43 protein-coding genes are annotated in these 24,502 nt (G+C 51.5%); 6 read left to right on the forward strand and 37 right to left on the reverse strand.

Features of this window, described 5'->3' with window-relative positions:
* The first annotated feature begins 239 nt into the window (after window positions 1-239).
* Window positions 240-794: a gamma carbonic anhydrase family protein gene (locus ABLV17_RS08545; protein WP_308958673.1), complete on the forward strand. Its 555-nt coding sequence runs from the start codon at window positions 240-242 to the stop codon at window positions 792-794.
* Here ABLV17_RS08545 and ABLV17_RS08550 read toward each other — a convergent pair.
* The 6 genes from ABLV17_RS08550 to dprA are packed head-to-tail and all read right to left on the reverse strand — an operon-like array spanning window position 770 to window position 4,561.
* Window positions 770-1,027: a DUF1488 domain-containing protein gene (locus tag ABLV17_RS08550; protein WP_213317989.1), complete on the reverse strand. Its 258-nt coding sequence runs from the start codon at window positions 1,025-1,027 to the stop codon at window positions 770-772. The genes ABLV17_RS08545 and ABLV17_RS08550 overlap by 25 nt on opposite strands.
* On the reverse strand, window positions 1,024-1,842 hold the full coding sequence (gene aroE / locus ABLV17_RS08555; RefSeq protein ID WP_087859645.1) for a shikimate dehydrogenase: 819 nt from the start codon (window positions 1,840-1,842) through the stop codon (window positions 1,024-1,026). The genes ABLV17_RS08550 and aroE overlap by 4 nt, the downstream gene beginning before the upstream one ends.
* Before the next feature lie 3 nt (window positions 1,843-1,845).
* On the reverse strand, window positions 1,846-2,418 hold the full coding sequence (gene tsaC / locus ABLV17_RS08560; protein WP_063421676.1) for an L-threonylcarbamoyladenylate synthase type 1 TsaC: 573 nt from the start codon (window positions 2,416-2,418) through the stop codon (window positions 1,846-1,848).
* Window positions 2,411-2,965 (reverse strand): type I DNA topoisomerase, encoded by a 555-nt coding sequence (locus tag ABLV17_RS08565; RefSeq protein WP_015369441.1) that lies wholly within the window; start codon window positions 2,963-2,965, stop codon window positions 2,411-2,413. The genes tsaC and ABLV17_RS08565 overlap by 8 nt, the downstream gene beginning before the upstream one ends.
* 26 nt (window positions 2,966-2,991) lie before the next feature.
* Window positions 2,992-3,465: a DUF494 family protein Smg gene (gene smg, locus ABLV17_RS08570; protein WP_015369440.1), complete on the reverse strand. Its 474-nt coding sequence runs from the start codon at window positions 3,463-3,465 to the stop codon at window positions 2,992-2,994.
* Entirely contained in the window at window positions 3,437-4,561 is a 1,125-nt protein-coding gene (dprA, locus tag ABLV17_RS08575) for a DNA-protecting protein DprA (protein ID WP_308958674.1), read from the reverse strand. Before dprA ends, smg begins: the two co-directional genes overlap by 29 nt.
* Before the next feature lie 128 nt (window positions 4,562-4,689).
* Between dprA and def the strand changes: the two genes are divergently transcribed.
* The 5 genes from def to mscL all read left to right on the forward strand — a co-directional run bounded on the left by def (window position 4,690) and on the right by mscL (window position 9,452).
* The gene (gene def / locus ABLV17_RS08580) at window positions 4,690-5,199 is read left to right on the forward strand and encodes a peptide deformylase (RefSeq protein WP_045397945.1); all 510 of its coding nucleotides are present in this window, start codon (window positions 4,690-4,692) and stop codon (window positions 5,197-5,199) included.
* A gap of 14 nt (window positions 5,200-5,213) precedes the next feature.
* Entirely contained in the window at window positions 5,214-6,161 is a 948-nt protein-coding gene (gene fmt, locus ABLV17_RS08585; RefSeq protein WP_213795094.1) for a methionyl-tRNA formyltransferase, read from the forward strand.
* Between the two features lie 52 nt (window positions 6,162-6,213).
* On the forward strand, window positions 6,214-7,509 hold the full coding sequence (rsmB, locus tag ABLV17_RS08590; RefSeq protein ID WP_087859641.1) for a 16S rRNA (cytosine(967)-C(5))-methyltransferase RsmB: 1,296 nt from the start codon (window positions 6,214-6,216) through the stop codon (window positions 7,507-7,509).
* A 13-nt stretch (window positions 7,510-7,522) separates the two neighbouring features.
* Window positions 7,523-8,899 carry a Trk system potassium transporter TrkA gene (gene trkA / locus ABLV17_RS08595; protein WP_015369435.1) on the forward strand — a complete coding sequence of 459 codons (1,377 nt, stop codon included), beginning with the start codon at window positions 7,523-7,525 and terminating at the stop codon, window positions 8,897-8,899.
* 142 nt (window positions 8,900-9,041) lie between these two features.
* The gene (gene mscL, locus ABLV17_RS08600; RefSeq protein ID WP_015369434.1) at window positions 9,042-9,452 is read left to right on the forward strand and encodes a large-conductance mechanosensitive channel protein MscL; all 411 of its coding nucleotides are present in this window, start codon (window positions 9,042-9,044) and stop codon (window positions 9,450-9,452) included.
* Here mscL and ABLV17_RS08605 read toward each other — a convergent pair whose 3' ends face one another.
* The 31 genes from ABLV17_RS08605 to rpsJ all read right to left on the reverse strand — a co-directional run bounded on the left by ABLV17_RS08605 (window position 9,453) and on the right by rpsJ (window position 24,284).
* Complete coding sequence (locus ABLV17_RS08605) at window positions 9,453-9,668, reverse strand: alternative ribosome-rescue factor A (RefSeq protein WP_015703639.1); 216 nt, start codon at window positions 9,666-9,668, stop codon at window positions 9,453-9,455.
* Between the two features lie 57 nt (window positions 9,669-9,725).
* Window positions 9,726-10,151, reverse strand: a complete 426-nt coding sequence (gene zntR / locus ABLV17_RS08610) for a Zn(2+)-responsive transcriptional regulator (protein ID WP_015369432.1) — start codon at window positions 10,149-10,151, stop codon at window positions 9,726-9,728.
* A 2-nt stretch (window positions 10,152-10,153) separates the two neighbouring features.
* Window positions 10,154-10,522 carry a DUF1992 domain-containing protein gene (locus ABLV17_RS08615; RefSeq protein WP_045389777.1) on the reverse strand — a complete coding sequence of 123 codons (369 nt, stop codon included), beginning with the start codon at window positions 10,520-10,522 and terminating at the stop codon, window positions 10,154-10,156.
* A gap of 108 nt (window positions 10,523-10,630) precedes the next feature.
* Window positions 10,631-11,017 carry a 50S ribosomal protein L17 gene (gene rplQ / locus ABLV17_RS08620; protein WP_004868344.1) on the reverse strand — a complete coding sequence of 129 codons (387 nt, stop codon included), beginning with the start codon at window positions 11,015-11,017 and terminating at the stop codon, window positions 10,631-10,633.
* Window positions 11,018-11,057: 40 nt separating this feature from the next.
* Complete coding sequence (rpoA, locus tag ABLV17_RS08625) at window positions 11,058-12,047, reverse strand: DNA-directed RNA polymerase subunit alpha (RefSeq protein ID WP_002438685.1); 990 nt, start codon at window positions 12,045-12,047, stop codon at window positions 11,058-11,060.
* A 25-nt stretch (window positions 12,048-12,072) separates the two neighbouring features.
* The gene (gene rpsD / locus ABLV17_RS08630; RefSeq protein ID WP_002919224.1) at window positions 12,073-12,693 is read right to left on the reverse strand and encodes a 30S ribosomal protein S4; all 621 of its coding nucleotides are present in this window, start codon (window positions 12,691-12,693) and stop codon (window positions 12,073-12,075) included.
* Between the two features lie 32 nt (window positions 12,694-12,725).
* Window positions 12,726-13,115, reverse strand: a complete 390-nt coding sequence (gene rpsK, locus ABLV17_RS08635; protein WP_004388621.1) for a 30S ribosomal protein S11 — start codon at window positions 13,113-13,115, stop codon at window positions 12,726-12,728.
* Window positions 13,116-13,131: 16 nt separating this feature from the next.
* Window positions 13,132-13,488, reverse strand: coding sequence for a 30S ribosomal protein S13 (gene rpsM / locus ABLV17_RS08640; RefSeq protein WP_015369429.1), 357 nt, complete (start codon window positions 13,486-13,488; stop codon window positions 13,132-13,134).
* A gap of 146 nt (window positions 13,489-13,634) precedes the next feature.
* Window positions 13,635-13,751, reverse strand: a complete 117-nt coding sequence (rpmJ, locus tag ABLV17_RS08645) for a 50S ribosomal protein L36 (RefSeq protein ID WP_000868187.1) — start codon at window positions 13,749-13,751, stop codon at window positions 13,635-13,637.
* A 31-nt stretch (window positions 13,752-13,782) separates the two neighbouring features.
* Complete coding sequence (gene secY / locus ABLV17_RS08650; RefSeq protein WP_015703640.1) at window positions 13,783-15,114, reverse strand: preprotein translocase subunit SecY; 1,332 nt, start codon at window positions 15,112-15,114, stop codon at window positions 13,783-13,785.
* A 7-nt stretch (window positions 15,115-15,121) separates the two neighbouring features.
* Window positions 15,122-15,556 carry a 50S ribosomal protein L15 gene (rplO, locus tag ABLV17_RS08655; protein WP_015369426.1) on the reverse strand — a complete coding sequence of 145 codons (435 nt, stop codon included), beginning with the start codon at window positions 15,554-15,556 and terminating at the stop codon, window positions 15,122-15,124.
* Window positions 15,557-15,559: 3 nt separating this feature from the next.
* Window positions 15,560-15,739 (reverse strand): 50S ribosomal protein L30, encoded by a 180-nt coding sequence (rpmD, locus tag ABLV17_RS08660; protein ID WP_001140434.1) that lies wholly within the window; start codon window positions 15,737-15,739, stop codon window positions 15,560-15,562.
* 3 nt (window positions 15,740-15,742) lie between these two features.
* On the reverse strand, window positions 15,743-16,246 hold the full coding sequence (gene rpsE / locus ABLV17_RS08665; protein WP_015703641.1) for a 30S ribosomal protein S5: 504 nt from the start codon (window positions 16,244-16,246) through the stop codon (window positions 15,743-15,745).
* Between the two features lie 14 nt (window positions 16,247-16,260).
* Complete coding sequence (gene rplR, locus ABLV17_RS08670; RefSeq protein WP_006817270.1) at window positions 16,261-16,614, reverse strand: 50S ribosomal protein L18; 354 nt, start codon at window positions 16,612-16,614, stop codon at window positions 16,261-16,263.
* Between the two features lie 9 nt (window positions 16,615-16,623).
* The gene (gene rplF / locus ABLV17_RS08675; RefSeq protein WP_008807049.1) at window positions 16,624-17,157 is read right to left on the reverse strand and encodes a 50S ribosomal protein L6; all 534 of its coding nucleotides are present in this window, start codon (window positions 17,155-17,157) and stop codon (window positions 16,624-16,626) included.
* A gap of 12 nt (window positions 17,158-17,169) precedes the next feature.
* On the reverse strand, window positions 17,170-17,562 hold the full coding sequence (gene rpsH, locus ABLV17_RS08680; protein ID WP_008807048.1) for a 30S ribosomal protein S8: 393 nt from the start codon (window positions 17,560-17,562) through the stop codon (window positions 17,170-17,172).
* Window positions 17,563-17,595: 33 nt separating this feature from the next.
* Window positions 17,596-17,901, reverse strand: coding sequence for a 30S ribosomal protein S14 (rpsN, locus tag ABLV17_RS08685; protein WP_002919667.1), 306 nt, complete (start codon window positions 17,899-17,901; stop codon window positions 17,596-17,598).
* 14 nt (window positions 17,902-17,915) lie between these two features.
* Window positions 17,916-18,455, reverse strand: coding sequence for a 50S ribosomal protein L5 (gene rplE / locus ABLV17_RS08690; RefSeq protein WP_003031123.1), 540 nt, complete (start codon window positions 18,453-18,455; stop codon window positions 17,916-17,918).
* A 14-nt stretch (window positions 18,456-18,469) separates the two neighbouring features.
* The gene (rplX, locus tag ABLV17_RS08695; RefSeq protein ID WP_015369424.1) at window positions 18,470-18,784 is read right to left on the reverse strand and encodes a 50S ribosomal protein L24; all 315 of its coding nucleotides are present in this window, start codon (window positions 18,782-18,784) and stop codon (window positions 18,470-18,472) included.
* A gap of 10 nt (window positions 18,785-18,794) precedes the next feature.
* On the reverse strand, window positions 18,795-19,166 hold the full coding sequence (rplN, locus tag ABLV17_RS08700; RefSeq protein WP_000613954.1) for a 50S ribosomal protein L14: 372 nt from the start codon (window positions 19,164-19,166) through the stop codon (window positions 18,795-18,797).
* A 164-nt stretch (window positions 19,167-19,330) separates the two neighbouring features.
* Window positions 19,331-19,585, reverse strand: a complete 255-nt coding sequence (gene rpsQ / locus ABLV17_RS08705; protein WP_002438707.1) for a 30S ribosomal protein S17 — start codon at window positions 19,583-19,585, stop codon at window positions 19,331-19,333.
* Window positions 19,585-19,776 (reverse strand): 50S ribosomal protein L29, encoded by a 192-nt coding sequence (rpmC, locus tag ABLV17_RS08710; protein WP_002919754.1) that lies wholly within the window; start codon window positions 19,774-19,776, stop codon window positions 19,585-19,587. Before rpmC ends, rpsQ begins: the two co-directional genes overlap by 1 nt.
* Entirely contained in the window at window positions 19,776-20,186 is a 411-nt protein-coding gene (gene rplP, locus ABLV17_RS08715) for a 50S ribosomal protein L16 (protein ID WP_002919759.1), read from the reverse strand. Before rplP ends, rpmC begins: the two co-directional genes overlap by 1 nt.
* Before the next feature lie 12 nt (window positions 20,187-20,198).
* The gene (gene rpsC, locus ABLV17_RS08720; protein WP_002919766.1) at window positions 20,199-20,897 is read right to left on the reverse strand and encodes a 30S ribosomal protein S3; all 699 of its coding nucleotides are present in this window, start codon (window positions 20,895-20,897) and stop codon (window positions 20,199-20,201) included.
* Between the two features lie 17 nt (window positions 20,898-20,914).
* Window positions 20,915-21,247, reverse strand: coding sequence for a 50S ribosomal protein L22 (gene rplV / locus ABLV17_RS08725; protein WP_002919773.1), 333 nt, complete (start codon window positions 21,245-21,247; stop codon window positions 20,915-20,917).
* 14 nt (window positions 21,248-21,261) lie between these two features.
* Window positions 21,262-21,540: a 30S ribosomal protein S19 gene (rpsS, locus tag ABLV17_RS08730; RefSeq protein WP_001138115.1), complete on the reverse strand. Its 279-nt coding sequence runs from the start codon at window positions 21,538-21,540 to the stop codon at window positions 21,262-21,264.
* 16 nt (window positions 21,541-21,556) lie between these two features.
* On the reverse strand, window positions 21,557-22,378 hold the full coding sequence (gene rplB / locus ABLV17_RS08735; RefSeq protein WP_015369423.1) for a 50S ribosomal protein L2: 822 nt from the start codon (window positions 22,376-22,378) through the stop codon (window positions 21,557-21,559).
* 17 nt (window positions 22,379-22,395) lie between these two features.
* Window positions 22,396-22,698, reverse strand: a complete 303-nt coding sequence (gene rplW, locus ABLV17_RS08740; protein WP_000617546.1) for a 50S ribosomal protein L23 — start codon at window positions 22,696-22,698, stop codon at window positions 22,396-22,398.
* Window positions 22,695-23,300: a 50S ribosomal protein L4 gene (gene rplD, locus ABLV17_RS08745; protein WP_000424395.1), complete on the reverse strand. Its 606-nt coding sequence runs from the start codon at window positions 23,298-23,300 to the stop codon at window positions 22,695-22,697. Before rplD ends, rplW begins: the two co-directional genes overlap by 4 nt.
* 10 nt (window positions 23,301-23,310) lie before the next feature.
* Entirely contained in the window at window positions 23,311-23,940 is a 630-nt protein-coding gene (gene rplC, locus ABLV17_RS08750) for a 50S ribosomal protein L3 (RefSeq protein ID WP_003031117.1), read from the reverse strand.
* A 32-nt stretch (window positions 23,941-23,972) separates the two neighbouring features.
* Window positions 23,973-24,284 carry a 30S ribosomal protein S10 gene (rpsJ, locus tag ABLV17_RS08755; RefSeq protein ID WP_001181005.1) on the reverse strand — a complete coding sequence of 104 codons (312 nt, stop codon included), beginning with the start codon at window positions 24,282-24,284 and terminating at the stop codon, window positions 23,973-23,975.
* Between the last annotated feature and the right edge of the window lie 218 nt (window positions 24,285-24,502).

The following is a 24,502-nucleotide window of genomic DNA, read 5'->3' on the forward strand; positions in this document are numbered from 1 at the left end:
CTTCAACCGAACCGGCTGTTTGTGTGAAGTGATTCACATCTGCCGTGTCAGTGGGTGCGCATTATAGGGATCCCATTTTTTTGCACAAGCCTTTTTTCGATCTTTTTTTCTGAATGATGGTTTTTCGCGCTTTTCGCGCTGTTATTGCTCAAATAGCTCAATTTTTATCAGAAAAAGGGGTTGCGGGAGCGCCAGAAAGCTTCCAAAGTCTGGTTATCTACCCTGATATTGAGGCAGCCATGTCCAGTTATTTACGCCCTTATAAAGAATTATTCCCTCAAATCGGTCTGCGGGTGATGGTGGATCCCAGCAGCGTTGTGATAGGCGACGTCAGAATTGCCGATGATGTAAGCATTTGGCCGTTGGTCGCCATCCGCGGCGACGTGAACTATGTATCGATCGGCGCACGTTCGAATATTCAGGACGGCAGCGTCCTACATGTTACCCACAAGTCTTCTTATAACCCTGAGGGTAATCCCCTGCTCATCGGCGAAGATGTTACCGTCGGGCATAAGGTCATGCTGCACGGCTGCACTATCGGCAATCGCATTCTTGTCGGAATGGGGTCAATTCTGCTGGATGGCGTGGTGGTAGAGGATGACGTGATGATCGGCGCCGGCAGCCTGGTTCCGCAAAACAAGCGTCTGGAAAGCGGATATATCTACTTTGGCAATCCGGTAAAACAAATCCGCCCCCTGACGGAGGCGGAATATGCAGGCCTGAAGTATTCAGCCAACAACTATGTGAAATGGAAAGACGACTACCTGGATCAGGAAAACCAAATCCAACCCTGATGGTCTTCTTGCCGATCGCGAATCAGCGCTTCCGCTTCATCTTCCAGATCCCAGCGATGTTCACTAAAGAGAGCCAGCCACTGCGCTGGCTCATCGCCACCAAACCGTTGCTGCAGTGTCTTACCGCGAATCGCGCAAGTTAACTGCATCCCATTGACCAGCGCGGGGAAAACGATGCATTGCCGTTCGGCGTCCCACTCTTCTCTATCGGGAAATTGGATCGCCTGGTTCACGCATTCAGTTCCTGATGTAAAACAGCAATCACCGGGGCAATCTCCGGTAGTCTACCGTGCCACAACAGAACGGCATGGGCGGCCTGAGCCACCAGCATTCCTAATCCATCAGCCAGTTTTTTAGCGCCATACTGTTGGCACCAATGCAGAAATGGCGTATTTCCTTTCTGATAAAACATGTCATAACAGTAAACGTCGGCATGAATCAACGAAGATGGTATTGCCGGGATATCGCCGCTGATACCGCTGGACGTCGCGTTAATAATGAGGTCGAACTGATGGCCTTCCAGTTTATCCAGCGATAATGCGCTCACGCTGCCGGTATGAGCAAATAACGTTGCCAGTTCATGAGCACGGGAAAAAGTACGGTTAACAATAGTGACCGCGCAATCTAAAGAGAGCAGCGGTAATAATACGCCGCGTGATGCGCCGCCTGCGCCAATCAATAAAATCCTCATACCAGGTTTGATAAAGCCCAGGCGCTCTAAATCGCTTAATAACCCTATGCCATCCGTATTGTCGCCAAGCAAACGGCCATCTTCCAGGCGCTTCAACGTATTAACAGCGCCAGCCAGCGCGGCGCGTTCAGTGAGTTCATCGGCGCGGGCAAACGCTTCTTCTTTAAAGGGAACGGTCACATTAGCGCCCTTACCGCCTGTGTTGAAGAAAGCGTCCAGAGTATTCACAAAATCATCTAATGGCGCCAGTACCCGACCATAGGGGTGCGCAATATCTAACTGTTTGGCAAACAGCTGATGAATAGAAGGCGACTTGCTATGGGCTATAGGGTTACCAAAAACGGCATAAGTTTCCATAAATTACCCCTGGCGGAACTGTTCACCCGTCAGGGCATCACGGATTTCAGATGGGTTTTGCCGCCCGCCCGTTGCGCCATCCACCACCGGAAAACTATCGCCAAACTGGGCGCGTACTTCAGCAGTGGTCCGACACGGCGGCTGCCCGGTTAAGTTGGCGCTCGTCGAGACCAGTGGTTTTCCGTAGGCTTCGCATAATTCAATCACCAGCGGATGATTAGTAACGCGCACGGCCAGCGAATCGAAGCGCCCCGTCAGCCAGCGTGGGGTATCCGGGCGCGCCGGGAACACGAACGTCACCGGGCCGGGCCAACAGGAAAAGATCGCTTCACGCTGCGCGTCGCTTAACCGGGAATCATCAATATACGGTTGCAACTGTTCAAAGCTGGCGGCGATAAGAATTAATCCCTTTTCAACAGGACGCTGTTTTAACGCCAGAAGGCGCATCACGGCCGTTTCGCTATCCGGATCGCAACCGACGCCGAATACCGCTTCGGTTGGATAGGCGATGACATGTTCATTATTCAGTACCGCCACAGCCTGTGCGACGGTTTCTGAGGGCAGGTTTTTATTCACTTATTTGTTCCGCCGGGATCGGCTTTCCACATTGTTTACTGGCGCAAAAACGTTTAACGCCTTGTGCCGTTTTCTTTTCTATTAATAGCGGGTAATGGCATTCAGGGCATTCGCCCGCCACCGGTTTAAAATTAATTACGAACTGGCAATCAGGATAGCGATCGCAGGAATGAAAGGTTTTACCAAAACGGGAGCGACGCTGCACCAGATGACCCTGTCCGCATTGCGGACACGCGATAGCGGTCTCATCAGGTTTATCAATCAGCTCGGTATGTTCGCATTCGGGATAGCGACTGCAGCCGATGAACATACCAAAACGCCCCTGGCGTAACACCATGACAGCGCCGCAAGATGGGCACTCTTGCCCCTCCAGCACCTTGACGATATGTCCATCCGCCTGGCTTTTCAGGGGACGGACATAGTCACAGTCCGGATAGTGAGAACAGCCGAGAAACGGGCCATGTTTCCCGGAACGAATCACCAGTTCGGCCCCGCACTGCGGGCAGGGCTCGTTTTTACGCACCGAAAACAGTGCTGATTTGGTCATAACAACTCGATGTTGCTGCAATAAGATTAATGCAGCATACCTTCATTTACTTCGAAGAGTAATTCTTCCATTTGCTGATAGGCGTTTTCACAGCCTGGAATATTAAACAGAACCATCAGGATCACCCATTTCAGGTCTTCCAGTTCAAACTCTGCCGTATCCAGCGCCAGTACGCGCTCTATCACCATTTCTCGCGTTTCGAGGTTCAACACCTGGATCTGCTCGAGGAAGAGTAAAAATCCTCGACAGCTGGCATCCAGACGCTGGCACTCTTCATCGGTGTATACCCGAAGAGAGAGCGGGTCGGAGGCGAGCTGCATGGGTTCAACGAGACCTTCCTGATAATCAGCCAGTTTCTCGAGCCACATTAACGCGTTATAGATATCTTCCCGCTCAAAACCTGCATCGGTCAGATCCCGCGTCAGTTTGTCCTGATCCACGCGCATTTCTGCTTCGTTATGGATATAAGTCTCAAACAAATACATGAGTACGTCGAACATGGCTTGCCCTCCTTAATCGGACATAGCCGCCGGGTACAGCTGCGATCCAGCCTGCTAACTCCAGTTCAAGTAGCTGGGCTACGGTTACTGGCACAGATTGGCCGGCACGTTCAGCGACAACGTCAACAGGTGTTACCTCATCTCCTACGTTAGCCAGGAGCTCTGGAAATGGCAATGCTACAGGAGGCCGATCTGCGTAATTATTTAGCAAATCAGCGGTATCCTTCCTCGCTGACAGCTCGTATTGCCAATGTTCAAGGATCTCTTCCGGCGTGGTAACGGGAACCGCGCCCTGCTTTATCAGCCAGTGCGGCCCTTCAGAACCAGGATTGCCAATGGGCCCTGGCAGGGCAAAAACGTCTCTCCCCTGCTCCAACGCGCAGCGGACAGTTACCAGGGAACCGCTTTTCAAGGCGGCCTCAATGACCAGTACACCTGCACTTAAGCCGCTGATAATCCGGTTGCGGCGCGGAAAATTACCCGGTAGAGGTGGCGCTGAGAGAGGAAATTCGGAAAGTAGCGCGCCGCCGCTTTCTACGATCTGCTTTGCCAAAGCCCGATGCCGGTGCGGGTAGACATCAGAGAGACCGTTGCCTAATACGGCGATGGTTTTTCCCGTTGCCGCTAACGCCCCGCGATGGGCGATGCCATCAATGCCCATCGCCAGACCACTGGTAATGGTCAATCCATACTGCGCCAGCGCTTCACTGAAGGATTTTCCCCATTGCGCGCCGTACCACGAGTGCGCGCGGCTTCCGATGATAGCCAACTGTCGGCTACACAGGAGATCGACATTGCCGCAGACCAGCAGCGCGCCGGGATAATCATCGATAGCGCGTAGCTGCGGCGGATAGCGTGCATGATCCGCCGAAATCAGATGATGTTCTGGTTGCGCTAACCATTGCAGTGAGGCGTCAATCTCCTGTTGCTTAAAGGCAAGAAACTGTATTGCCTGTGCTTTAGTTAAACCAGCTTCACGCAACGTTTCATTATCCGAATGACCTGCGCCAGCCAGCCGTCGCGCAATCAGTACCATTTCATCGCCATACAGGTTATTCACCCGCATCAGGCGCAACCAAATATCCGTGGGCGTCATCCGTTCCCCCTGCCATTAGCGGCTCAGCCAATCCTTGTGATTGGTTAGCGAGACTGTCAATTAGAGGGGGTTTTGTCTAGAATAGAGGTAATAAACCTATCAACTACTGAATACGACTCTGGATCTTTATGGCAGTTTTGCAAGTGTTACATATTCCGGACGAGCGCCTTCGCAAAGTCGCCGAGCCGGTCAAAGAAGTGAATGCAGAAATTCAGCGTATCGTCGATGATATGTTCGACACGATGTACGCTGAAGAAGGTATCGGTCTGGCCGCCACGCAGGTGGATATTCACCAGCGTATTATCGTTATTGATGTCTCGGAAAACCGTGAAGAGCGCCTGGTGCTCATCAACCCAGAGCTACTCGAAAAAGACGGTGAAACCGGTATTGAAGAAGGTTGTTTGTCGATTCCAGAACAACGTGCGCTGGTTCCACGTGCCGAAACCGTAAAAATCCGCGCGTTGGACCGTGAAGGCAACGCTTTCGAACTGGAAGCTGATGGCTTGTTGGCTATCTGTATCCAGCATGAAATGGATCACCTGGTCGGTAAGCTGTTCATTGACTATCTGTCGCCGCTCAAACAGCAGCGCATTCGTCAGAAAGTTGAAAAACTGGATCGTTTACGCGCCCGTGCCTGATAACAAGGATTAACGTGTCACAAACACTACGTATCATTTTCGCCGGAACCCCCGACTTTGCAGCGCGTCACCTTGACGCGCTGTTGTCGTCTGAACATCAGGTGGTTGGCGTATTTACTCAGCCCGACCGCCCTGCTGGTCGCGGCAAAAAATTGATGCCGAGCCCGGTAAAAGTGCTGGCTGAAGCCAATAATCTACCGGTCTTCCAGCCATCCTCCCTACGTCCGCAGGAAAATCAGCAGTTGGTTGCCGACCTTAACGCCGATGTTATGGTCGTCGTGGCTTACGGACTGATCCTGCCGAAAGCGGTTCTTGAAATGCCGCGTTTGGGCTGCATTAACGTTCACGGCTCCCTGCTTCCTCGCTGGCGTGGCGCAGCGCCGATTCAGCGTTCGCTATGGGCTGGCGATGCCGAAACCGGTGTCACCATCATGCAGATGGACGTCGGTCTTGATACCGGCGACATGCTGTATAAGCTCTCCTGCCCGATTACCGCGGAAGATACCAGCGGTAGCCTGTACGATAAACTGGCCGACCTTGGACCTGAGGGTCTACTGGCGACTTTAGCGCAGCTGGCAGAGGGTAGCGCAGAGCCTGAAGTTCAGGACGAATCGCTTGTCAGCTACGCCGAGAAGCTGAGTAAAGAAGAGGCCCGTATTGATTGGTCGCTTTCCGCAGAACAGCTCGAACGCTGTATCCGCGCATTTAATCCCTGGCCGATGAGCTGGCTGGAGATCGATGAGCAACCGGTGAAGGTGTGGCGTGCATCCGTTATTTCAGAATCCGCCAACGCAGAGCCAGGCACGATCGTCGCAGCAAGCAAACAGGGGATCCAGGTCGCCACCGGCAACGGGATTCTGAATCTGGAATCGCTGCAGCCGGCAGGGAAAAAAGCGATGAGTGCCCAGGATTTGCTGAACTCTCGCCGGGAATGGTTTATCCCCGGAAACCGTCTTGCCTGACGCACTTCTCTTCTAAAGCCCGGGTTCGCCGGGCATTTTTATTTTTGCGCTTATGAAAAAGAATATTAATTTACGCAGCCTGGCAGCCCAGGCCATTGAGCAGGTCGTTGAGAAAGGCCAGTCTTTAAGCAATGTTCTGCCGCCACTGCAGCAAAAAGTGAGCGAAAAAGACAAAGCGCTGCTGCAAGAACTGTGCTTTGGCGTCTTGCGAACCTTAAGCCAACTCGAGTGGCTGATCGGTAAGCTGATGGCCCGCCCGATGACAGGCAAACAGCGTACCGTACATTTCCTGATCATGGTCGGTCTGTATCAGCTGCTCTATACCCGTATTCCCCCGCACGCAGCGCTAGCGGAAACGGTGGAAGGCGCGGTGGCAATTAAGCGTCCGCAGCTTAAAGGGCTTATTAATGGCGTATTACGCCAATTCCAGCGCCAGCAGGAAGAACTGCTGGCAGAATTCGCCCAGCACGAGAACCGTTATCTCCATCCTAAATGGCTGCTTAAACGTCTGCAGCAGGCCTGGCCACAACAATGGCAGGATATTGTGTCAGCCAATAATCTACGTCCGCCAATGTGGCTGCGTGTGAATCGCAATCATCATTCGCGAGATGAATGGCTCGCACTGCTGGAAGACGCTGGTTTACAGGGTTTCACTCACCCGGACTATCCGGATGCCGTCCGTCTTGCGACCCCAGCCCCGGTCCATGCATTACCAGGATTTGATAAAGGCTGGGTAACCGTTCAGGACGCATCAGCCCAGGGCTGCATGCGCTATTTGCAACCGGCAAACGGCGAGCGCATTCTCGATCTCTGCGCGGCGCCGGGCGGCAAGACGACGCATATTCTGGAAGTCGCGCCGCAGGCGAATTTGATGGCGGTCGACATCGACCAACAGCGCCTGTCCCGTGTCTATGACAACCTGAAACGTCTGGGCATGAAAGCAGAAGTGAAACAGGGCGATGGCCGCTATCCTGAACAGTGGTGCGGCGATGAGCAGTTCGACCGTATTTTGCTTGATGCGCCATGTTCAGCTACTGGCGTTATCCGTCGCCATCCGGATATTAAATGGCTGCGCCGGGATCGCGATATCGCCGAGCTGGCGCAATTACAGGCAGAAATTCTCGATGCCACCTGGGCTCATTTGAAACCGGGCGGTACGCTGGTCTATGCGACATGCTCTATTTTGCCGGAAGAGAACAGCCAACAAATCGCCGCTTTCCTGACCCGTACCAGAGATGCCGAACTCCATGAGACGGGAACGCCGGAAAACCCGGGTCAGCAAAATCTGCCAGGGGCGGAAGAAGGCGATGGCTTCTTTTACGCTAAGCTAATCAAAAAGCGGAATTAATGGGTCACTGCTGATGAAGATTATTATTCTTGGCGCCGGACAGGTAGGCGGCACGCTGGCGGAAAATCTCGTTGGCGAAAACAACGATATTACCCTGGTCGATACCAACGGTGACCGTCTGCGCGGTCTGCAGGATAAGTTCGATCTCCGCGTCGTTCAGGGCCACGGTTCGCATCCGCGCGTGCTGCGCGAAGCCGGCGCCGATGATGCCGATATGCTGGTCGCCGTGACCAGCTCAGATGAAACTAACATGGTGGCCTGTCAGGTTGCCTATTCGCTGTTTAATACGCCGAATCGTATCGCCCGAATTCGTTCGCCGGACTACGTTCGCGATGCCGATAAACTTTTCCATTCAGAAGCGGTACCGATTGACCATCTGATCGCTCCGGAGCAGTTAGTCATCGATAACATCTACCGCCTGATCGAATATCCAGGCGCGCTGCAGGTAGTGAACTTCGCCGAAGGAAAAGTGAGCCTGGCCGTTGTGAAGGCTTATTATGGCGGCCCTCTGGTCGGTAATGCGCTCTCCACGATGCGCGAACATATGCCGCACATCGACACCCGCGTTGCGGCAATTTTCCGCCACGACCGACCGATTCGCCCACAGGGATCAACCATCGTAGAAGCTGGCGACGAAGTCTTCTTTATCGCCGCATCGCAACATATTCGCGCCGTAATGAGCGAACTCCAACGTCTGGAGAAACCCTACAAACGAATTATGCTGGTCGGCGGCGGCAACATCGGCGCGGGTCTCGCGCACCGCCTGGAGAAAGACTACAGCGTGAAGTTGATCGAGCGCGATCAACAGCGCGCGGCTGAACTTGCCGAAAAGCTGCAGAACACGATCGTCTTTTATGGCGATGCGTCGGATCAAGAGTTACTGGCGGAAGAACATATCGATCAAGTCGATCTCTTTATTGCCGTCACCAACGATGACGAAGCCAATATCATGTCGGCAATGCTGGCCAAGCGGATGGGCGCGAAGAAGGTCATGGTGCTGATCCAGCGTCGCGCGTATGTCGATCTGGTTCAGGGAAGCGTGATTGATATTGCTATATCTCCGCAGCAAGCCACGATTTCTGCATTGCTGAGCCACGTACGTAAAGCTGATATTGTCGGTGTTTCGTCACTACGCCGCGGCGTTGCCGAAGCCATTGAGGCCGTCGCGCATGGCGATGAAAGCACCTCGCGGGTAGTTGGCCGTTCAATTGATGAAATTAAGCTGCCGCCGGGAACGATTATTGGCGCGGTGGTACGCGGTAATGACGTAATGATCGCCAATAATAATTTACGTATTGAGCAAGGCGACCATGTAATTATGTTCCTGACCGACAAGAAATTTATCTCCGACGTTGAGAGACTATTCCAGCCAAGTCCGTTCTTCCTGTAATTCCAATAGGCGTCGCTCAGACGCCTTTTTATTATCCCTTATTTATCAATGGATAATATTTTCCGGCAATTATTCAACAGCAATGGAAAATGGAAATACATTTGATAAACTTATCAATGTCAGCTGGCTCAAGGAGAGTAAAATGGGTATGTTAAAAGAATTCCGCGAATTCGCAATGCGCGGGAATGTTGTCGATTTGGCAGTGGGTGTCATCATTGGTGCGGCGTTCGGTAAAATTGTATCGTCTTTAGTGGCCGATATTATTATGCCTCCGCTGGGTTTGCTCATTGGCGGTATCGACTTTAAACAGTTCGCCGTTACGCTACGCGATGCGCAGGGAGATGTCCCGGCCGTTGTCATGCATTATGGTGTGTTTATTCAGAACGTCTTTGATTTCATCATTGTTGCCTTCGCGATTTTCATGGCAATCAAACTGATGAATAAACTGAACCGTAAGAAAGAAGAAGCGCCTGCCGCTCCGGCGCCGAGCAAAGAAGAAGTACTACTGAGTGAAATTCGCGATCTGTTAAAAGAACAAAACAACCGTTCTTAATCAGCACACAGAAAGCAGAAGGCCAGTGGTAAAAAAGCGATTCGCTTGCTTGCCACTGGCCTCCCGATCATTCCGCCCCGCATGTTTATCTTTACGTTGATAGCTTCCTTTCCCTTTCTTATTTTTCTCAACCCGCTGTCTGAATAATGGGTCATGCAGTAATGCCTCAATCGCATTATCTTTAATTTGCCCTTTGGTATGCTGATAGCGACTCATAGTAACTCCAGTCAATGTATGAATTCGGCGCGAGTGTAGATCCGCGCACGGAAAAAATCAACGCCCGGCATGGCTACCGCTGGCGCCTTGCTCTAAAGCTTCGAGAATCGAGCAGTAAACGCTACTGTGCGCCGTGCCGCAACAGGCATCATTCAGACGCTGCAGAGAACGCCGCATCGTTTCCAGTTCTTTGATACGCGCTTCGACTTCACTTAGCCGGGCCTGGACGATCCCTTTAGACTCCTGGCAAGTATGATGTTCGGGATCGATACGGATCGATAATAATTCGCGGATCGATTCGAGGGTGAAACCTAATTGCCGGGCATAACGGATAAAACGCAGGCGCTGCAGATCGTTATCCGAATAGAGGCGAAAACCGCCTTCAGTGCGAATATCGTGATCCATCATTTGCTGCTTTTCATAATAGCGGATGGTATCCGGGGTGACATCAGCCAGTTTGGCCAGTTCGCCAATCCGATACATAGCTACTCCTCGTTAATTTTGTGCCACAGTCTGTCGGCATAATCACCGCGTAGAAAATCGGTATTCATACCCGCCTGACGTAATTTCAGTTCAAACAGAGTCAAGCGACGGTTTAACTCGGTATACCGTGGGTCATCATGCTCTACGGTCTTGAGTAAGTCGCTCAACGCCATGGCATCTCTACGTAACTCAAGCTCCGGTGGTAAGCAGCCGGCGTTTTTTAATAAACGATAGCCGGCGCGCAGCTCCGGAGGCACGTGTGAATCATCATCCAGCGCCAGCGGTTCGCCGCTGCCCGTCAGATTATCAAACTCGCCTTTAGACTGTGCATCGAGGATGTGGCGTTCCGCCCACTGGTCCAGTAACCACATTATACGGCTCCCAGGGATGAACAAAAAGAGTACAGATAGTGTAGTGAAGTGGGATTGCGGTAGATATAAAAAAACCCGCCGGGGCGGGTTTTTTTACGTTACTACAGATTACTCTGCAGCAGCTTCTGCTTTCAGCTCAGCACGATCAACCAGCTCGATGTATGCCATCGGCGCGTTGTCGCCTGCACGGAAGCCACACTTCAGAATGCGAGTGTAACCACCGGCGCGGCTCGCGAAACGCGGGCCCAGCTCGTTAAACAGTTTTGCCACGATCTCGTTATCACGAGTGCGGGCGAATGCCAGACGACGATTAGCAACGCTATCAGTCTTGGCAAGAGTAATCAGCGGCTCAACTACGCGACGCAGTTCTTTCGCTTTCGGCAGGGTCGTCTTGATGATCTCATGACGAACCAGCGAACCTGCCATGTTACGGAACATAGCCTGGCGATGGCTGCTGTTGCGGTTCAGTTGACGACCACTCTTACGATGGCGCATGACCTTATCCTTCTCAGTAAAACCTTAACCTGTGATCCGGTTACTCGTCAGCAATGCTTGCCGGCGGCCAGTTTTCCAGGCGCATGCCCAGAGACAGACCACGTGAAGCCAGCACGTCTTTAATCTCAGTAAGAGATTTTTTACCCAGGTTCGGCGTTTTCAGCAACTCAACCTCGGTACGCTGTACCAGATCACCGATATAGTGGATAGCTTCTGCCTTGAGGCAGTTAGCAGAGCGGACAGTCAATTCCAGATCGTCAACAGGGCGCAGCAGGATCGGATCGAACTCTGGTTTCTCTTCTTTCACTTCCGGCTGACGTACATCACGTAAGTCAACGAAAGCTTCCAGTTGTTCAGCCAGAATGGTTGCCGCACGACGAATCGCCTCTTCAGGATCGATTGTGCCGTTGGTTTCCATCTCGATGACCAGCTTGTCCAGGTCGGTACGCTGCTCAACACGCGCGGCTTCAACATTGTAGGCAATACGCTCTACAGGGCTGTAGCAGGCGTCGACCAGCAGACGGCCGATTGGGCGCTCATCTTCTTCCGAATGAATTCGGGCAGAAGCCGGCACATAACCGCGACCGCGCTGAACTTTGATGCGCATGCTAATAGATGCGTTCTCATCGGTCAGGTGGCAGATCACGTGCTGCGGCTTGACGATTTCGACATCACCGTCGTGGGTAATGTCGGCTGCAGTCACAGGGCCAATGCCAGATTTATTCAAAGTAAGGATGACTTCATCTTTACCCTGAACTCTCACCGCCAGCCCTTTCAGGTTGAGCAGGATTTCAAGGATGTCTTCCTGAACGCCTTCTTTGGTGCTGTACTCGTGCAGTACACCATCAATCTCAACCTCGGTCACCGCGCAACCCGGCATCGATGAGAGCAGAATACGGCGCAGTGCGTTACCCAGAGTATGGCCGAAGCCACGCTCTAAAGGCTCAAGGGTCACCTTGGCGTGCGTCGAACTCACTTGCTCGATATCGACCAGGCGCGGTTTTAGAAACTCTGTCACAGAACCCTGCATTGTGTCCTCTCTTTGGTACTAAGCTTTACTTGGAGTAAAGCTCGACGATCAGGTGTTCGTTAATGTCCGCAGACAGATCAGAACGCTCCGGCTGACGCTTGAACGTACCTTCCATCTTGCCAGCATCAACTTCCAGCCAGGTTGGCTTTTCACGCTGCTCAGCCAGCTCCAGAGCGGCTTTCACGCGAGATTGCTTTTTCGCTTTCTCACGGATGCTAACAACGTCATTCGCTTTTACCTGATAAGAAGCGATGTTAACAACACGACCGTTTACCATGATAGCCTTGTGGCTAACCAGCTGGCGTGCTTCAGCACGAGTGGCGCCGAAGCCCATACGGTATACAACGTTGTCCAGACGACCTTCCAGCAGAGCCAACAGGTTTTCACCGGTGTTGCCTTTCAGACGTGCTGCTTCTTTATAGTAGTTACGGAACTGACGCTCCAGCACACCGTACATACGGCGAACTTTTTGCTTTTCACGCAACTGCACACCATAGTCAGACAGACGCGGCTTACGCGCACCGTGCTGGCCAGGAGCTTGTTCAATTTTACACTTGGTATCGATCGCGCGAACGCCAGACTTAAGGAATAAGTCAGTGCCCTCACGACGGCTCAGCTTGAGCTTAGGACCCAAATATCTTGCCATTTTCTTTCTCCAACAATCCTAGAAACGAGGCGTTATACGCGACGTTTTTTCGGCGGACGACAACCGTTATGAGGGATCGGAGTCACATCAGTAATATTAGTGATGCGGAAACCAGCGGCGTTCAGTGCACGAATAGTAGATTCGCGACCTGGACCCGGACCTTTAACCATAACTTCCAGATTCTTGATGCCGTATTCTTTTACGGCTTCTGCGCAACGCTCTGCTGCAACCTGAGCTGCAAACGGAGTGGATTTGCGAGAACCACGGAAACCGGAACCACCGGCTGTTGCCCAACCCAGCGCGTTACCCTGACGATCAGTGATGGTAACGATGGTGTTGTTAAAAGAAGCATGGATATGAGCCACGCCATCAGAGACTTGTTTTCTTACACGCTTACGTGCACGAACTGGTGCCTTTGCCATTATTCAATCACCCCGATTATTTCTTGATCGGTTTACGCGGACCCTTACGGGTACGTGCGTTGGTCTTAGTACGCTGACCGCGAACCGGAAGACCACGACGATGGCGTAAACCACGGTAGCAACCAAGGTCCATCAGACGCTTGATGCTCAGGGTGATTTCACGGCGCAGATCACCTTCAACGACAAATTTACCTACTGCTTCACGCAGAGAATCAATCTGTTCTTCAGACAGCTCACTGATCTTAACATTTTCAGCGATACCCGTTTCAGCGCAGATGGCTTTAGAGCGGGTCTTGCCGATACCAAAAATTGCGGTTAAAGCAATTACGGTATGTTTCTGATCAGGAATGTTAATGCCTGCTATACGGGCCACTATGCACTCCTACTATTTAATATGTACGTACCATGCTGAAAAGCCCGTTTTCAGGATACTCAAATGGAAACGTACAGACATACAAAAGATTGGCTGGCTAATCTAGCCAGCTCAACCCAACTTTGCAAGAAAAATATGCGAATAAATCAGCCTTGGCGCTGTTTATGCTTTGGCTCGGCACTGCAAATCACACGGATGACACCATCACGCTTAACGATTTTGCAGTTACGGCATAATTTCTTGACGGAAGCACGAACTTTCATTTTTACTCTCCGTAACTTCTCGGGCGACCAGTTAGCGGCCGTAGCCTTTCAGGTTCGCCTTCTTCAATGCAGACTCATACTGACTAGACATCATCAGAGTTTGCACTTGAGCCATAAAGTCCATAATCACGACGACAACAATAAGCAGCGAGGTTCCACCGAAGTAGAACGGCACTTTCATTGCATCACGCATGAACTCCGGGATCAGGCAGATAAAAGTGATATACAACGCACCGACCAGAGTCAGGCGGGTCATTACTTTATCGATATACTTCGCCGTTTGTTCTCCCGGACGAATTCCTGGTACAAATGCACCGGACTTCTTCAGGTTATCTGCTGTTTCACGCGGGTTGAAAACCAACGCCGTGTAGAAGAAACAGAAGAAGATGATTGCAGACGCATAGAGTAACACATAAAGCGGTTGCCCAGGCTGCAAATACAGCGAAATTGTTGTCAGCCAGTTCCAACCAGTACCGCCCCCGAACCATGACGTGATGGTCGCCGGGAACAGAATAATACTGGAAGCGAAGATTGCCGGGATTACCCCCGCCATATTCACTTTCAGCGGTAAATGTGTGCTCTGTGCAGCATAGACACGACGACCCTGTTGACGCTTAGCGTAGTTTACCACAATGCGGCGTTGACCACGTTCAACGAATACAACGAAGAAGGTCACTGCAAATACTAATACTGCAACCAACAGCAACAGGAGGAAGTGCAGGTCGCCTTGACGCGCTTGCTCGATAGTATGGGCGATGGCCGGCGGGAGTCCCGCAACGATCCCGGCGAAGATCAGGATCGAGATACCGTTTCCGATACCGCGTTCGGTGATCTGTTCGCCGAGCCACATCAGGAACATAGTCCCTGTGACCAGACTAACAACAGCGGTGAAATAGAATGCAAAGCCCGGATTAATCACCAGGCCCTGCATACCAGGCATATTCGGCAGACCGGTAGCAATACCGATCGACTGGAATATAGCCAGCACCAGAGTACCGTAGCGGGTGTACTGGCTGATCTTACGACGACCAGACTCCCCTTCTTTCTTCAGTTCTGCCAGCGGTTGATAAACAACGGTCAGCAGCTGGACAATGATCGACGCCGAAATATACGGCATGATCCCCAGAGCAAAGATAGAAGCACGGCTGAGAGCACCACCAGAGAACATGTTAAACATTTCAATGATGGTGCCTCGCTGTTGCTCAAGCAGTTTGGCAAGTACAGTGGCATCAATACCAGGGATCGGAATAAAAGAGCCAATACGGAACACAATCAGCGCACCGATAACAAACAAAAGTCTGCGTTTCAGTTCGCCAATTCCACCTTTGGCACTTTGAAAATCTAATCCCGGTTGTTTAGCCATCTGCTACTTATTCCTCAATTTTACCGCCAGCAGCTTCGATAGCAGCACGAGCGCCTTTAGTCACGCGCAGGCCACGAACAGTTACCGGACGAGTTACCTCACCAGACAGGATCACTTTCGCGAACTCGATCTGGATACCGATAATGTTAGCCGCTTTCAGCGTGTTCAGGTCTACCACATCGCCTTCTACGTGAGCCAGATCAGACAGACGAACTTCTGCAGTGATCATTGCTTTACGAGAAGTGAAGCCGAATTTCGGCAGACGACGGTACAGTGGCATCTGACCACCCTCGAAACCGCGACGTACGCCACCGCCAGAACGAGAGTTCTGACCTTTGTGACCACGACCACCGGTTTTACCGAGGCCAGAACCGATACCACGACCCAGGCGTTTACCCGCCTTTTTGGAGCCTTCGGCCGGAGACAGAGTATTTAAACGCATCTCTTACTCCTCAACTTTAACCATGAAGGAAACCGCGTTGACCATACCACGAACAGCAGGAGTATCCTCGCGCTCTACGGTGTGACCAATACGACGCAGACCCAGGCCAAGCAGCGTTGCCTTGTGTTTCGGCAAACGACCGATTGCACTGCGGGTTTGAGTAATTTTAATAGTCTTTGCCATGGTTTATTTCCCCAGAATTTCTTCAACGGATTTACCACGCTTGGCAGCGACCATATCTGGAGACTTCATATTTTCCAGGCCATCAATAGTTGCACGAACCACGTTGATCGGGTTGGTGGAACCATATGCTTTAGCCAGAACGTTACGAACCCCAGCGACTTCCAGAACGGCGCGCATTGCACCACCGGCGATGATACCGGTACCTTCGGAAGCCGGCTGCATGAATACACGAGAACCCGTGTGAGTACCCTTAACCGGGTGCTGCAGGGTGCCAGTATTCAGCGCGACGTTAATCATATTGCGACGGGCTTTTTCCATCGCTTTCTGGATCGCTGCTGGAACTTCACGCGCTTTACCGTAACCAAAACCTACGCGACCGTTACCGTCACCAACTACAGTCAGAGCTGTGAAGGAGAAAATACGACCACCTTTAACGGTTTTAGATACGCGGTTTACCGCGATCAGCTTTTCCTGCAGTTCGCCAGCTTGTTTTTCGATGTGAGCCATCTTACACCTCTACCTTAGAACTGAAGGCCAGCTTCACGGGCAGCATCTGCCAGTGCCTGGACACGACCATGATATTGGAACCCGGAACGGTCAAAGGAAACATCTTTGATGCCTTTTTCCAGAGCGCGTTCAGCAACAGCTTTACCCACAGCTGCGGCCGCGTCTTTGTTACCGGTGTACTTCAGTTGTTCAGAGATAGCTTTTTCTACAGTAGAAGCAGCTACCAGAACTTCAGAACCATTCGGAGCAATTACCTGTGCGTAAATATGACGCGGGGTACGATGTACCACCAGGCGAGTTGCACCCAGCTCCTGGAGCTTGCGGCGTGCGCGGGTCGCACGACGGATACGAGCAGATTTCTTATCCATAGTGTTACCTTACTTCTTCTTAGCCTCTTTGGTACGCACGACTTCGTCGGCGTAACGAACACCCTTGCCTTTGTAAGGCTCAGGACGACGGTAGGCGCGCAGATCTGCTGCAACCTGACCGATCACCTGCTTATCAGCGCCTTTCAGCACGATTTCAGTTTGAGTCGGGCATTCTGCAGTGATACCGGCCGGCAGCTTATGTTCAACAGGATGAGAGAAACCTAAAGCCAGGTTTACTACATCCCCTTTAACCGCTGCACGATAGCCTACACCAACCAGCTGAAGCTTTTTAGTGAAGCCTTCGGTAACACCGATAACCATTGAGTTCAGCAGGGCACGCGCGGTACCAGCCTGAGCCCATCCGTCTACGTAACCATCACGCGGACCGAAGGTCAGAGCATTATCTGCATGTTTAACTTCAACAGCATCGTTGAGAGTACGAGTCAGCTCGCCATTTTTACCTTTGATCGTAATAACCTGACCGTTGACTTTAACGTCAACGCCGGCAGGAACAACGACCGGTGCTTTAGCAACACGAGACATTTTTTCCTCCGATTAGGCTACGTAGCAGATAATTTCGCCACCAAGACCAGCTTGGCGCGCTGCACGATCAGTCATAACACCTTTAGAGGTAGAAACAACTGCGATACCCAGACCCGCCATAACTTTCGGCAGCTCATCTTTACGTTTGTAGATGCGCAGACCTGGGCGGCTGACACGCTGAATGCTTTCTACAACAGCTTTACCCTGGAAATACTTAAGAGTCAGTTCCAGTTCCGGCTTGATGTCGCCTTCAACTTTAAAATCTTCAATAAAGCCTTCTTCCTTCAGCACGTTGGCAATTGCCACTTTCAGCTTGGAGGAAGGCATGGTGACCGCAGCTTTATTCGCGGCCTGACCGTTACGGATACGGGTCAGCATATCCGCGATCGGATCTTGCATGCTCATCTGTCTTTACTCCCGTGATTCAATTGGTGACAATTACCAGCTAGCCTTTTTCAGACCCGGGATTTCACCGCGCATAGCGGCTTCACGGACCTTGATACGGCTCAACCCGAACTTCCGCAGGAAACCATGCGGACGACCTGTTTGACGGCAGCGATTACGCTGACGAGACGGGCTGGAATCACGCGGCAGAGTCTGCAGCTTGAGAACAGCGTTCCAACGATCTTCGTCGGTTGCGTTCACATCAGAGATGATAGCTTTCAGTTCAGCGCGTTTAGCGAAGAATTTATCAGCTAAAGCCACGCGCTTTACTTCGCGTGCTTTCATTGATTGCTTAGCCATTAAGTAACCCTACCTTACTTGCGGAACGGGAAGTCAAAGGCAGCCAGCAGAGCGCGGCCTTCTTCATCAGATTTCGCAGTAGTGGTAATGGTAATATCCAAACCACGAACGCGGTCGACTTTATCGTAGTCGATTTCTGGGAAGATGATCTGCTCACGGACACCCATGCTGTAGTTACCACGACCGTCGAAAGACTTAGCGGACAAGCCACGGAAGTCACGGATACGCGGTACAGCAATAGTGATCAGGCGCTCAAAGAACTCCCACATGCGCTCGCCGCGCAGAGTTACTTTACAGCCGATCGGATAGCCCTGACGGATTTTGAAGCCTGCAACTGATTTGCGTGCTTTGGTGATCAGCGGTTTTTGACCGGAGATTGCTGTCAGGTCAGCTGCTGCGTTATCCAGCAGTTTCTTGTCAGCGATCGCTTCACCAACACCCATGTTCAGGGTGATCTTCTCGACCCGAGGGACTTGCATGACAGAATTGTAGTTAAACTCAGTCATGAGTTTAGCGACTACTTCGTCTTTGTAGTAATCATGCAGTTTCGCCATCGTACTACTCCAAATTACTTGATAGTTTCGCTATTAGATTTGAAGAAACGGACTTTTTTGCCGTCTTCGAATCTAAAGCCTACACGGTCAGCCTTGCCGGTTGCCGCGTTGAAGATAGCAAGGTTAGAGACTTGAATAGCTGCTTCTTTCTCTACGATGCCGCCTGGTTGGTTCAGGGCCGGAACCGGCTTCTGATGTTTCTTAACCAGGTTGATACCTTCAACAATGACCTTGCCGGAAGACAGGACATTTTTAACTTTACCGCGTTTACCTTTATCTTTACCGGTTAACACGATAACTTCGTCATCACGACGGATTTTCGCTGCCATGATTCGCTCCTTAGAGTACTTCTGGTGCCAGAGAGATAATTTTCATGAACTTCTCGTTACGAAGTTCACGAGTTACCGGCCCAAAAATACGCGTACCGATAGGTTGCTCGCTGTTATTGTTTAAAATAACGCATGCATTACCATCGAAGCGAATGACAGAACCGTCCGGGCGACGAACACCCTTCTTGGTGCGCACCACTACCGCCTTCAGCACATCACCTTTTTTGACCTTACCACGCGGAATTGCTTCTTTGATGGTGATCTTGATGATGTCGCCTACGCCTGCGTAGCGACGGTGCGAGCCACCCAGAACCTTGATACACATTACGCGACGTGCACCGGAGTTGTCGGCGACGTTCAGCATAGTCTGTTCTTGGATCATTTTAGTGCTCCGCTAATGTCAACTACTACTGTGACCCAAAAGCTGGGTCGTTAAAAAGCCCCATATCGAGGGCGCGGCATTATAACACCGCTTCTGCAATATGGGTAGAAAAAATAAACGGCCCATCGCTGAGCCGTTTATTCGTATTGAGAATGCGTACTCTATTACAGAACCGCTTTCTCTACAACGCGAACCAGCGTCCAGGACTTAGTCTTGGACAGTGGACGGCATTCACGGATTTCAACCTTGTCGCCGATACCACATTCGTTGTTCTCGTCATGTACGTGCAGTTTGGTCGTACGTTTGATGAATTTACCGTAGATCGGGTGTTTCACAAAACGTTCGATAGCAACAACAATGGATTTCTCCATTTTGTCGCTAACTACGCGACCTTGCAGAGTACGGATTTTATCGGTCATTACGCACCCGCCTTCTGAGTCAGTAAAGTCTTAACGCGTGCAACATCACGACGCACTTGCTTCAGCAGATGAGTCTGTTGCAGCTGGCCACTTGCAGCCTGCATACGCAGGTTGAACTGCTCACGCAGCAGGTTCAGCAGCTCAGCGTTCAGCTCTTCAACGCTTTTTTCACGCAGCTCTTTTGCTTTCATTACATCACCGTCTTAGTTACAAAGGTGGTTTTGATCGGCAGTTTCGCTGCTGCCAGGCCGAATGCTTCACGGGCCAGCTCTTCCGGTACGCCGTCCATTTCATAAAGGACTTTACCCGGCTGAATCAAGGCAACCCAGTACTCCACGTTACCTTTACCTTTACCCATACGAACTTCCAGCGGCTTCTCGGTGATCGGTTTGTCCGGGAATACACGGATCCAGATCTTACCTTGACGCTTAACTGCACGGGTCATAGCACGACGTGCTGCTTCGATCTGACGTGCAGTCAGACGACCACGGCCAACAGCTTTCAGACCGAAAGTGCCGAAGCTAACATCCGTACCCTGCGCCAGACCACGGTTGCGGCCTTTGTGCACTTTACGGAATTTTGTACGCTTTGGTTGTAACATCAGCGACGCTCCTTATTTACGGCCTTTACGCTGCTGCTTTTTAGGTTGAGCAGCCGGTTCCGGTTGTTCAACAGCAGCCATACCACCCAGGATCTCACCTTTGAAGATCCATACCTTAACGCCGATTACACCGTAAGTGGTGTGCGCTTCAGAGGTGTTGTAGTCGATGTCAGCACGCAGAGTGTGCAGCGGTACGCGACCTTCACGGTACCATTCGGTACGTGCGATTTCCGCGCCGCCCAGACGGCCGCTAACTTCAACTTTGATACCTTTAGCGCCCAGACGCATTGCGTTCTGTACAGCACGCTTCATAGCACGACGGAACATAACGCGACGTTCCAGCTGAGAAGTGATGCTGTCAGCAACCAATTTAGCGTCCAGTTCAGGCTTACGAACTTCGGCAATATTGATCTGTGCAGGAACGCCAGCGATATCCGCTACGACCTTGCGCAGTTTTTCTACGTCTTCGCCTTTCTTACCGATAACGATACCCGGGCGAGCAGTGTGAATGGTCACACGGATGCTCTTAGCCGGACGCTCGATAACGATGCGAGATACAGACGCTTTAGCCAGCTCTTTAGTTAAGAACTGACGTACTTTAAAATCGCTGTCCAGGTTGTCAGCGAATTCTTTGGTGTTCGCGAACCAGGTAGAGTTCCATGGTTTGACAATACCCAGGCGAATACCATTAGGATGTACTTTCTGACCCATTGCTAGTCTCCAGAGTCTCAGCGATCGGACACAACCACAGTGATGTGGCTGGTGCGCTTCAGGATGCGATCTGCACGACCTTTAGCACGCGGCATAATGCGCTTCATGCTCGGGCCTTCGTCTACGAAAATTTTCGCAACTTTCAGATCATCAATGTCAGCGCCATCGTTGTGTTCAGCGTTAGCAATGGCAGATTCCAGTACCTTCTTGACCAGTACAGCAGCTTTTTTGTTGGTGTAGGTCAGAATATCCAGGGCCTGCGACACTTTCTTACCGCGAATCAGGTCAGCTACAAGGCGAACCTTCTGAGCAGAAGAACGAGCATGGCGATGTTGAGCTAAAGTTTCCATCTCTTCCTCCTACCTTATTTCTTCTTCGCTTTTTTATCAGCAGCGTGGCCGCGATAAGTACGAGTCGGTGCGAATTCACCCAGTTTGTGACCAACCATTTCGTCGGAAACAAAGACTGGAACGTGCTGACGACCATTATGGACAGCGATGGTCAAACCGATCATGTTAGGAAAGATCGTTGAACGACGGGACCAAGTGCGCAGGGGCTTCTTGTCTCCGCTTTCCACCGCTTTCTCTACCTTCTTCAGCAAGTGCAGGTCAATAAAAGGACCTTTCTTGAGAGAACGTGGCATGGCTTATCCTCTAAAATTATTTGCTACGGCGACGTACGATGAATTTATCAGTACGCTTGTTGCTGCGGGTCTTCTTACCTTTGGTCTGCAGGCCCCACGGGGATACCGGGTGCTTACCAAAGTTACGACCTTCACCACCACCATGTGGGTGATCGACTGGGTTCATCGCAGTACCGCGAACGGTAGGACGAACACCACGCCAGCGTGCAGCACCTGCTTTACCCAGAACGCGCAGCATATGCTCAGCATTGCCAACTTCGCCCAGAGTAGCGCGGCAGTCTGCTTCGACTTTACGCATTTCACCAGAACGCAGACGCAGGGTGACATAAGCACCGTCACGAGCAACGATCTGAACGTAAGTACCAGCGGAACGAGCCAGCTGACCGCCTTTACCTGGTTTCATTTCTACGTTATGAACGGTAGAACCAACCGGGATATTGCGCATCGGCAGGGTGTTGCCTGCTTTGATTGCAGCATCAACGCCAGACTGAATCTGGTCGCCAGCTTTCAGGCCTTTCGGGGCCAGAATGTAACGGCGCTCACCGTCTTTGTACAGAACCAGCGCGATGTTCGCGGAACGGTTCGGATCGTACTCAAGACGTTCAACAACTGCCGGGATACCATCTTTGTTGCGTTTGAAGTCAACAATACGGTAAGCCTGCTTGTGACCACCACCGATATGACGAGTGGTGATACGGCCATTGTTGTTACGACCGCCGGATTTGCTGTTTTTTTCAACCAGCGGAGCAAAAGGTTTGCCCTTGTGCAGCTCTGGGTTGACCACTTTAACAACGTGGCGACGACCCGGAGATGTCGGTTTACATTTAACAACTGCCATTGTATTACTCCTCCGACTTACTCAGCGCCGCCGACGAAGTCCAGATTCTGGCCTTCCTTCAGGGTGACGTAAGCTTTTTTCCAGTCGCTACGACGACCGATACGCTGTCCGTGACGTTTAACTTTCCCTTTAACTACCAGGGTGTTAACGACTTCGACTTCGACTTCAAACAGTTTCTGCACAGCAGCTTTGATTTCTGCTTTGGTCGCGTCTTTAGCAACTTTGAGAACGATGGTGTTGGTTTTTTCCATCGCAGTAGACGCTTTTTCAGAAACGTGCGGTGCGCGCAGCACCTTCAGCAGACGTTCTTCACGAATCATGCCAGCATCTCCTCAACTTGCTTAACAGCATCAGCAGTCATTACGACTTTGTCGAAGGCGATCAGGCTAACCGGGTCGATACCAGTCGCATCGCGTACGTCAACCTTGTGCAGGTTACGTGCGGCCAGGAACAGGTTCTCGTCCAGCTCACCGGTGATGATCAGCACATCTTCCAGAGCCATGTCTTTCAGTTTCTGAGCCAGCAGCTTAGTTTTAGGCGCTTCTACAGAGAACTTCTCGACAACGATCAGACGATCCTGACGTACCAGTTCGGACAGAATGCTTTTCAGCGCGCCGCGGTACATCTTCTTGTTAACTTTTTGACTGTGGTCCTGCGGACGAGCAGCGAAGGTTACGCCACCGGAACGCCAGATCGGGCTCTTGATAGAACCTGAACGCGCACGGCCGGTACCTTTCTGGCGCCATGGCTTTTTGCCTGAACCAGTTACTTCAGCACGAGTCTTCTGAGCACGAGTACCCTGACGCGCACCAGCTGCATAAGCAACAACAACCTGGTGAACCAGCGCTTCGTTGAAATCACGACCGAAGGTAGTTTCGGAAACAGTCAGCGCGCTCTGCGCGTCTTTCAATACTAATTCCATTGCTATCCCCTTACGCCTTCACAGCTGGTTTAACGATCAGGTCGCAGCCGGTTGCACCCGGAACACCACCTTTAACCAGCAGCAGGTTGCGCTCAGCGTCAACACGTACTACGTCCAGGCTCTGAACAGTAACGCGTTCGTTGCCCAGCTGACCTGCCATTTTCTTGCCTTTGAACACTTTGCCCGGAGTCTGGTTCTGACCGATAGAACCCGGAACGCGGTGAGACAAGGAGTTACCGTGGGTAGCGTCCTGGGTACGGAAGTTCCAGCGCTTAACGGTACCAGCGAAACCTTTACCTTTAGAGGTACCGGTTACGTCAACTTTTTTAACGTCAGCAAACAGTTCAACGCTAATGTTCTGACCAACGGTGTATTCTTCACCATCTGCCAGACGGAACTCCCACAGGCCGCGGCCAGCTTCTACGCCAGCTTTAGCAAAGTGACCAGCTTCCGGCTTAGTTACACGGTTAGCTTTTTTAGCACCAGTGGTAACCTGAACAGCGCGATAGCCATCGTTAGCCAGATCTTTAACCTGAGTAACGCGGTTTGCTTCAACTTCGATAACGGTTACTGGGATAGAGACGCCATCTTCAGTGAAGATGCGGGTCATACCCACTTTTTTACCGACTAAACCAATCATTGTATCAACCTCTCAATCGCTCGATGACCTGATTAACCCAGGCTGATCTGCACGTCTACACCGGCAGCCAGGTCCAGACGCATCAGAGCATCAACGGTTTTTTCAGTTGGCTCAACGATGTCAACCAGACGCTTGTGAGTACGAATCTCGTACTGATCACGCGCGTCTTTGTTGACGTGCGGAGAGATCAGAACGGTGAAACGCTCTTTGCGGGTCGGCAGCGGGATCGGACCACGGACTTGCGCACCAGTGCGCTTAGCAGTCTCGACGATTTCCGCGGTTGATTGATCGATCAGACGATGATCAAACGCTTTAAGGCGGATACGGATTCTTTGGTTCTGCATGAGACCAGAGCTCCAATTATTTTATAGACGAAATGATTACTCCTCATACCCATTACGATTGATGGGAGAGTGTAACCGTTCTTACAGAGTTCCCCGATTGGGAACATTGTTAGGTAGCAAACTGCGCTACCAGGGCTCATATCGAACCGGCCGTCAATTTTGACAGGCCCGCGCATTATACGCAAATTCAGGCGCGACGCAAGTGCTGATTAGAAAAT

The organism is Klebsiella sp. CN_Kp091 (assembly GCF_040065095.1).
Taxonomy (GTDB): Bacteria; Pseudomonadota; Gammaproteobacteria; order Enterobacterales; family Enterobacteriaceae; genus Klebsiella; species Klebsiella aerogenes.

What these genes read in the sequence shown, in the direction of transcription:
- ABLV17_RS08545 (WP_308958673.1), top strand. Translation starts at nt 240, where the DNA reads ATGTCCAGTTATTTACGCCCTTATAAAGAATTATTCCCTCAAATCGGT.
- aroE (WP_087859645.1), bottom strand. Translation starts at nt 1,842, where the DNA reads ATGGAAACTTATGCCGTTTTTGGTAACCCTATAGCCCATAGCAAGTCG.
- ABLV17_RS08565 (WP_015369441.1), bottom strand. Translation starts at nt 2,965, where the DNA reads ATGACCAAATCAGCACTGTTTTCGGTGCGTAAAAACGAGCCCTGCCCG.
- smg (WP_015369440.1), bottom strand. Translation starts at nt 3,465, where the DNA reads ATGTTCGACGTACTCATGTATTTGTTTGAGACTTATATCCATAACGAA.
- dprA (WP_308958674.1), bottom strand. Translation starts at nt 4,561, where the DNA reads ATGACGCCCACGGATATTTGGTTGCGCCTGATGCGGGTGAATAACCTG.
- def (WP_045397945.1), top strand. Translation starts at nt 4,690, where the DNA reads ATGGCAGTTTTGCAAGTGTTACATATTCCGGACGAGCGCCTTCGCAAA.
- rsmB (WP_087859641.1), top strand. Translation starts at nt 6,214, where the DNA reads ATGAAAAAGAATATTAATTTACGCAGCCTGGCAGCCCAGGCCATTGAG.
- trkA (WP_015369435.1), top strand. Translation starts at nt 7,523, where the DNA reads ATGAAGATTATTATTCTTGGCGCCGGACAGGTAGGCGGCACGCTGGCG.
- mscL (WP_015369434.1), top strand. Translation starts at nt 9,042, where the DNA reads ATGGGTATGTTAAAAGAATTCCGCGAATTCGCAATGCGCGGGAATGTT.
- ABLV17_RS08605 (WP_015703639.1), bottom strand. Translation starts at nt 9,668, where the DNA reads ATGAGTCGCTATCAGCATACCAAAGGGCAAATTAAAGATAATGCGATT.
- zntR (WP_015369432.1), bottom strand. Translation starts at nt 10,151, where the DNA reads ATGTATCGGATTGGCGAACTGGCCAAACTGGCTGATGTCACCCCGGAT.
- ABLV17_RS08615 (WP_045389777.1), bottom strand. Translation starts at nt 10,522, where the DNA reads ATGTGGTTACTGGACCAGTGGGCGGAACGCCACATCCTCGATGCACAG.
- rplQ (WP_004868344.1), bottom strand. Translation starts at nt 11,017, where the DNA reads ATGCGCCATCGTAAGAGTGGTCGTCAACTGAACCGCAACAGCAGCCAT.
- rpoA (WP_002438685.1), bottom strand. Translation starts at nt 12,047, where the DNA reads ATGCAGGGTTCTGTGACAGAGTTTCTAAAACCGCGCCTGGTCGATATC.
- rpsD (WP_002919224.1), bottom strand. Translation starts at nt 12,693, where the DNA reads ATGGCAAGATATTTGGGTCCTAAGCTCAAGCTGAGCCGTCGTGAGGGC.
- rpsK (WP_004388621.1), bottom strand. Translation starts at nt 13,115, where the DNA reads ATGGCAAAGGCACCAGTTCGTGCACGTAAGCGTGTAAGAAAACAAGTC.
- rpmJ (WP_000868187.1), bottom strand. Translation starts at nt 13,751, where the DNA reads ATGAAAGTTCGTGCTTCCGTCAAGAAATTATGCCGTAACTGCAAAATC.
- secY (WP_015703640.1), bottom strand. Translation starts at nt 15,114, where the DNA reads ATGGCTAAACAACCGGGATTAGATTTTCAAAGTGCCAAAGGTGGAATT.
- rplO (WP_015369426.1), bottom strand. Translation starts at nt 15,556, where the DNA reads ATGCGTTTAAATACTCTGTCTCCGGCCGAAGGCTCCAAAAAGGCGGGT.
- rpmD (WP_001140434.1), bottom strand. Translation starts at nt 15,739, where the DNA reads ATGGCAAAGACTATTAAAATTACTCAAACCCGCAGTGCAATCGGTCGT.
- rpsE (WP_015703641.1), bottom strand. Translation starts at nt 16,246, where the DNA reads ATGGCTCACATCGAAAAACAAGCTGGCGAACTGCAGGAAAAGCTGATC.
- rplR (WP_006817270.1), bottom strand. Translation starts at nt 16,614, where the DNA reads ATGGATAAGAAATCTGCTCGTATCCGTCGTGCGACCCGCGCACGCCGC.
- rplF (WP_008807049.1), bottom strand. Translation starts at nt 17,157, where the DNA reads ATGTCTCGTGTTGCTAAAGCACCGGTCGTTGTTCCTGCCGGCGTTGAC.
- rpsH (WP_008807048.1), bottom strand. Translation starts at nt 17,562, where the DNA reads ATGAGCATGCAAGATCCGATCGCGGATATGCTGACCCGTATCCGTAAC.
- rpsN (WP_002919667.1), bottom strand. Translation starts at nt 17,901, where the DNA reads ATGGCTAAGCAATCAATGAAAGCACGCGAAGTAAAGCGCGTGGCTTTA.
- rplE (WP_003031123.1), bottom strand. Translation starts at nt 18,455, where the DNA reads ATGGCGAAACTGCATGATTACTACAAAGACGAAGTAGTCGCTAAACTC.
- rplX (WP_015369424.1), bottom strand. Translation starts at nt 18,784, where the DNA reads ATGGCAGCGAAAATCCGTCGTGATGACGAAGTTATCGTGTTAACCGGT.
- rplN (WP_000613954.1), bottom strand. Translation starts at nt 19,166, where the DNA reads ATGATCCAAGAACAGACTATGCTGAACGTCGCCGACAACTCCGGTGCA.
- rpsQ (WP_002438707.1), bottom strand. Translation starts at nt 19,585, where the DNA reads ATGACCGATAAAATCCGTACTCTGCAAGGTCGCGTAGTTAGCGACAAA.
- rpmC (WP_002919754.1), bottom strand. Translation starts at nt 19,776, where the DNA reads ATGAAAGCAAAAGAGCTGCGTGAAAAAAGCGTTGAAGAGCTGAACGCT.
- rplP (WP_002919759.1), bottom strand. Translation starts at nt 20,186, where the DNA reads ATGTTACAACCAAAGCGTACAAAATTCCGTAAAGTGCACAAAGGCCGC.
- rpsC (WP_002919766.1), bottom strand. Translation starts at nt 20,897, where the DNA reads ATGGGTCAGAAAGTACATCCTAATGGTATTCGCCTGGGTATTGTCAAA.
- rplV (WP_002919773.1), bottom strand. Translation starts at nt 21,247, where the DNA reads ATGGAAACTTTAGCTCAACATCGCCATGCTCGTTCTTCTGCTCAGAAG.
- rpsS (WP_001138115.1), bottom strand. Translation starts at nt 21,540, where the DNA reads ATGCCACGTTCTCTCAAGAAAGGTCCTTTTATTGACCTGCACTTGCTG.
- rplB (WP_015369423.1), bottom strand. Translation starts at nt 22,378, where the DNA reads ATGGCAGTTGTTAAATGTAAACCGACATCTCCGGGTCGTCGCCACGTT.
- rplW (WP_000617546.1), bottom strand. Translation starts at nt 22,698, where the DNA reads ATGATTCGTGAAGAACGTCTGCTGAAGGTGCTGCGCGCACCGCACGTT.
- rplD (WP_000424395.1), bottom strand. Translation starts at nt 23,300, where the DNA reads ATGGAATTAGTATTGAAAGACGCGCAGAGCGCGCTGACTGTTTCCGAA.
- rplC (WP_003031117.1), bottom strand. Translation starts at nt 23,940, where the DNA reads ATGATTGGTTTAGTCGGTAAAAAAGTGGGTATGACCCGCATCTTCACT.
- rpsJ (WP_001181005.1), bottom strand. Translation starts at nt 24,284, where the DNA reads ATGCAGAACCAAAGAATCCGTATCCGCCTTAAAGCGTTTGATCATCGT.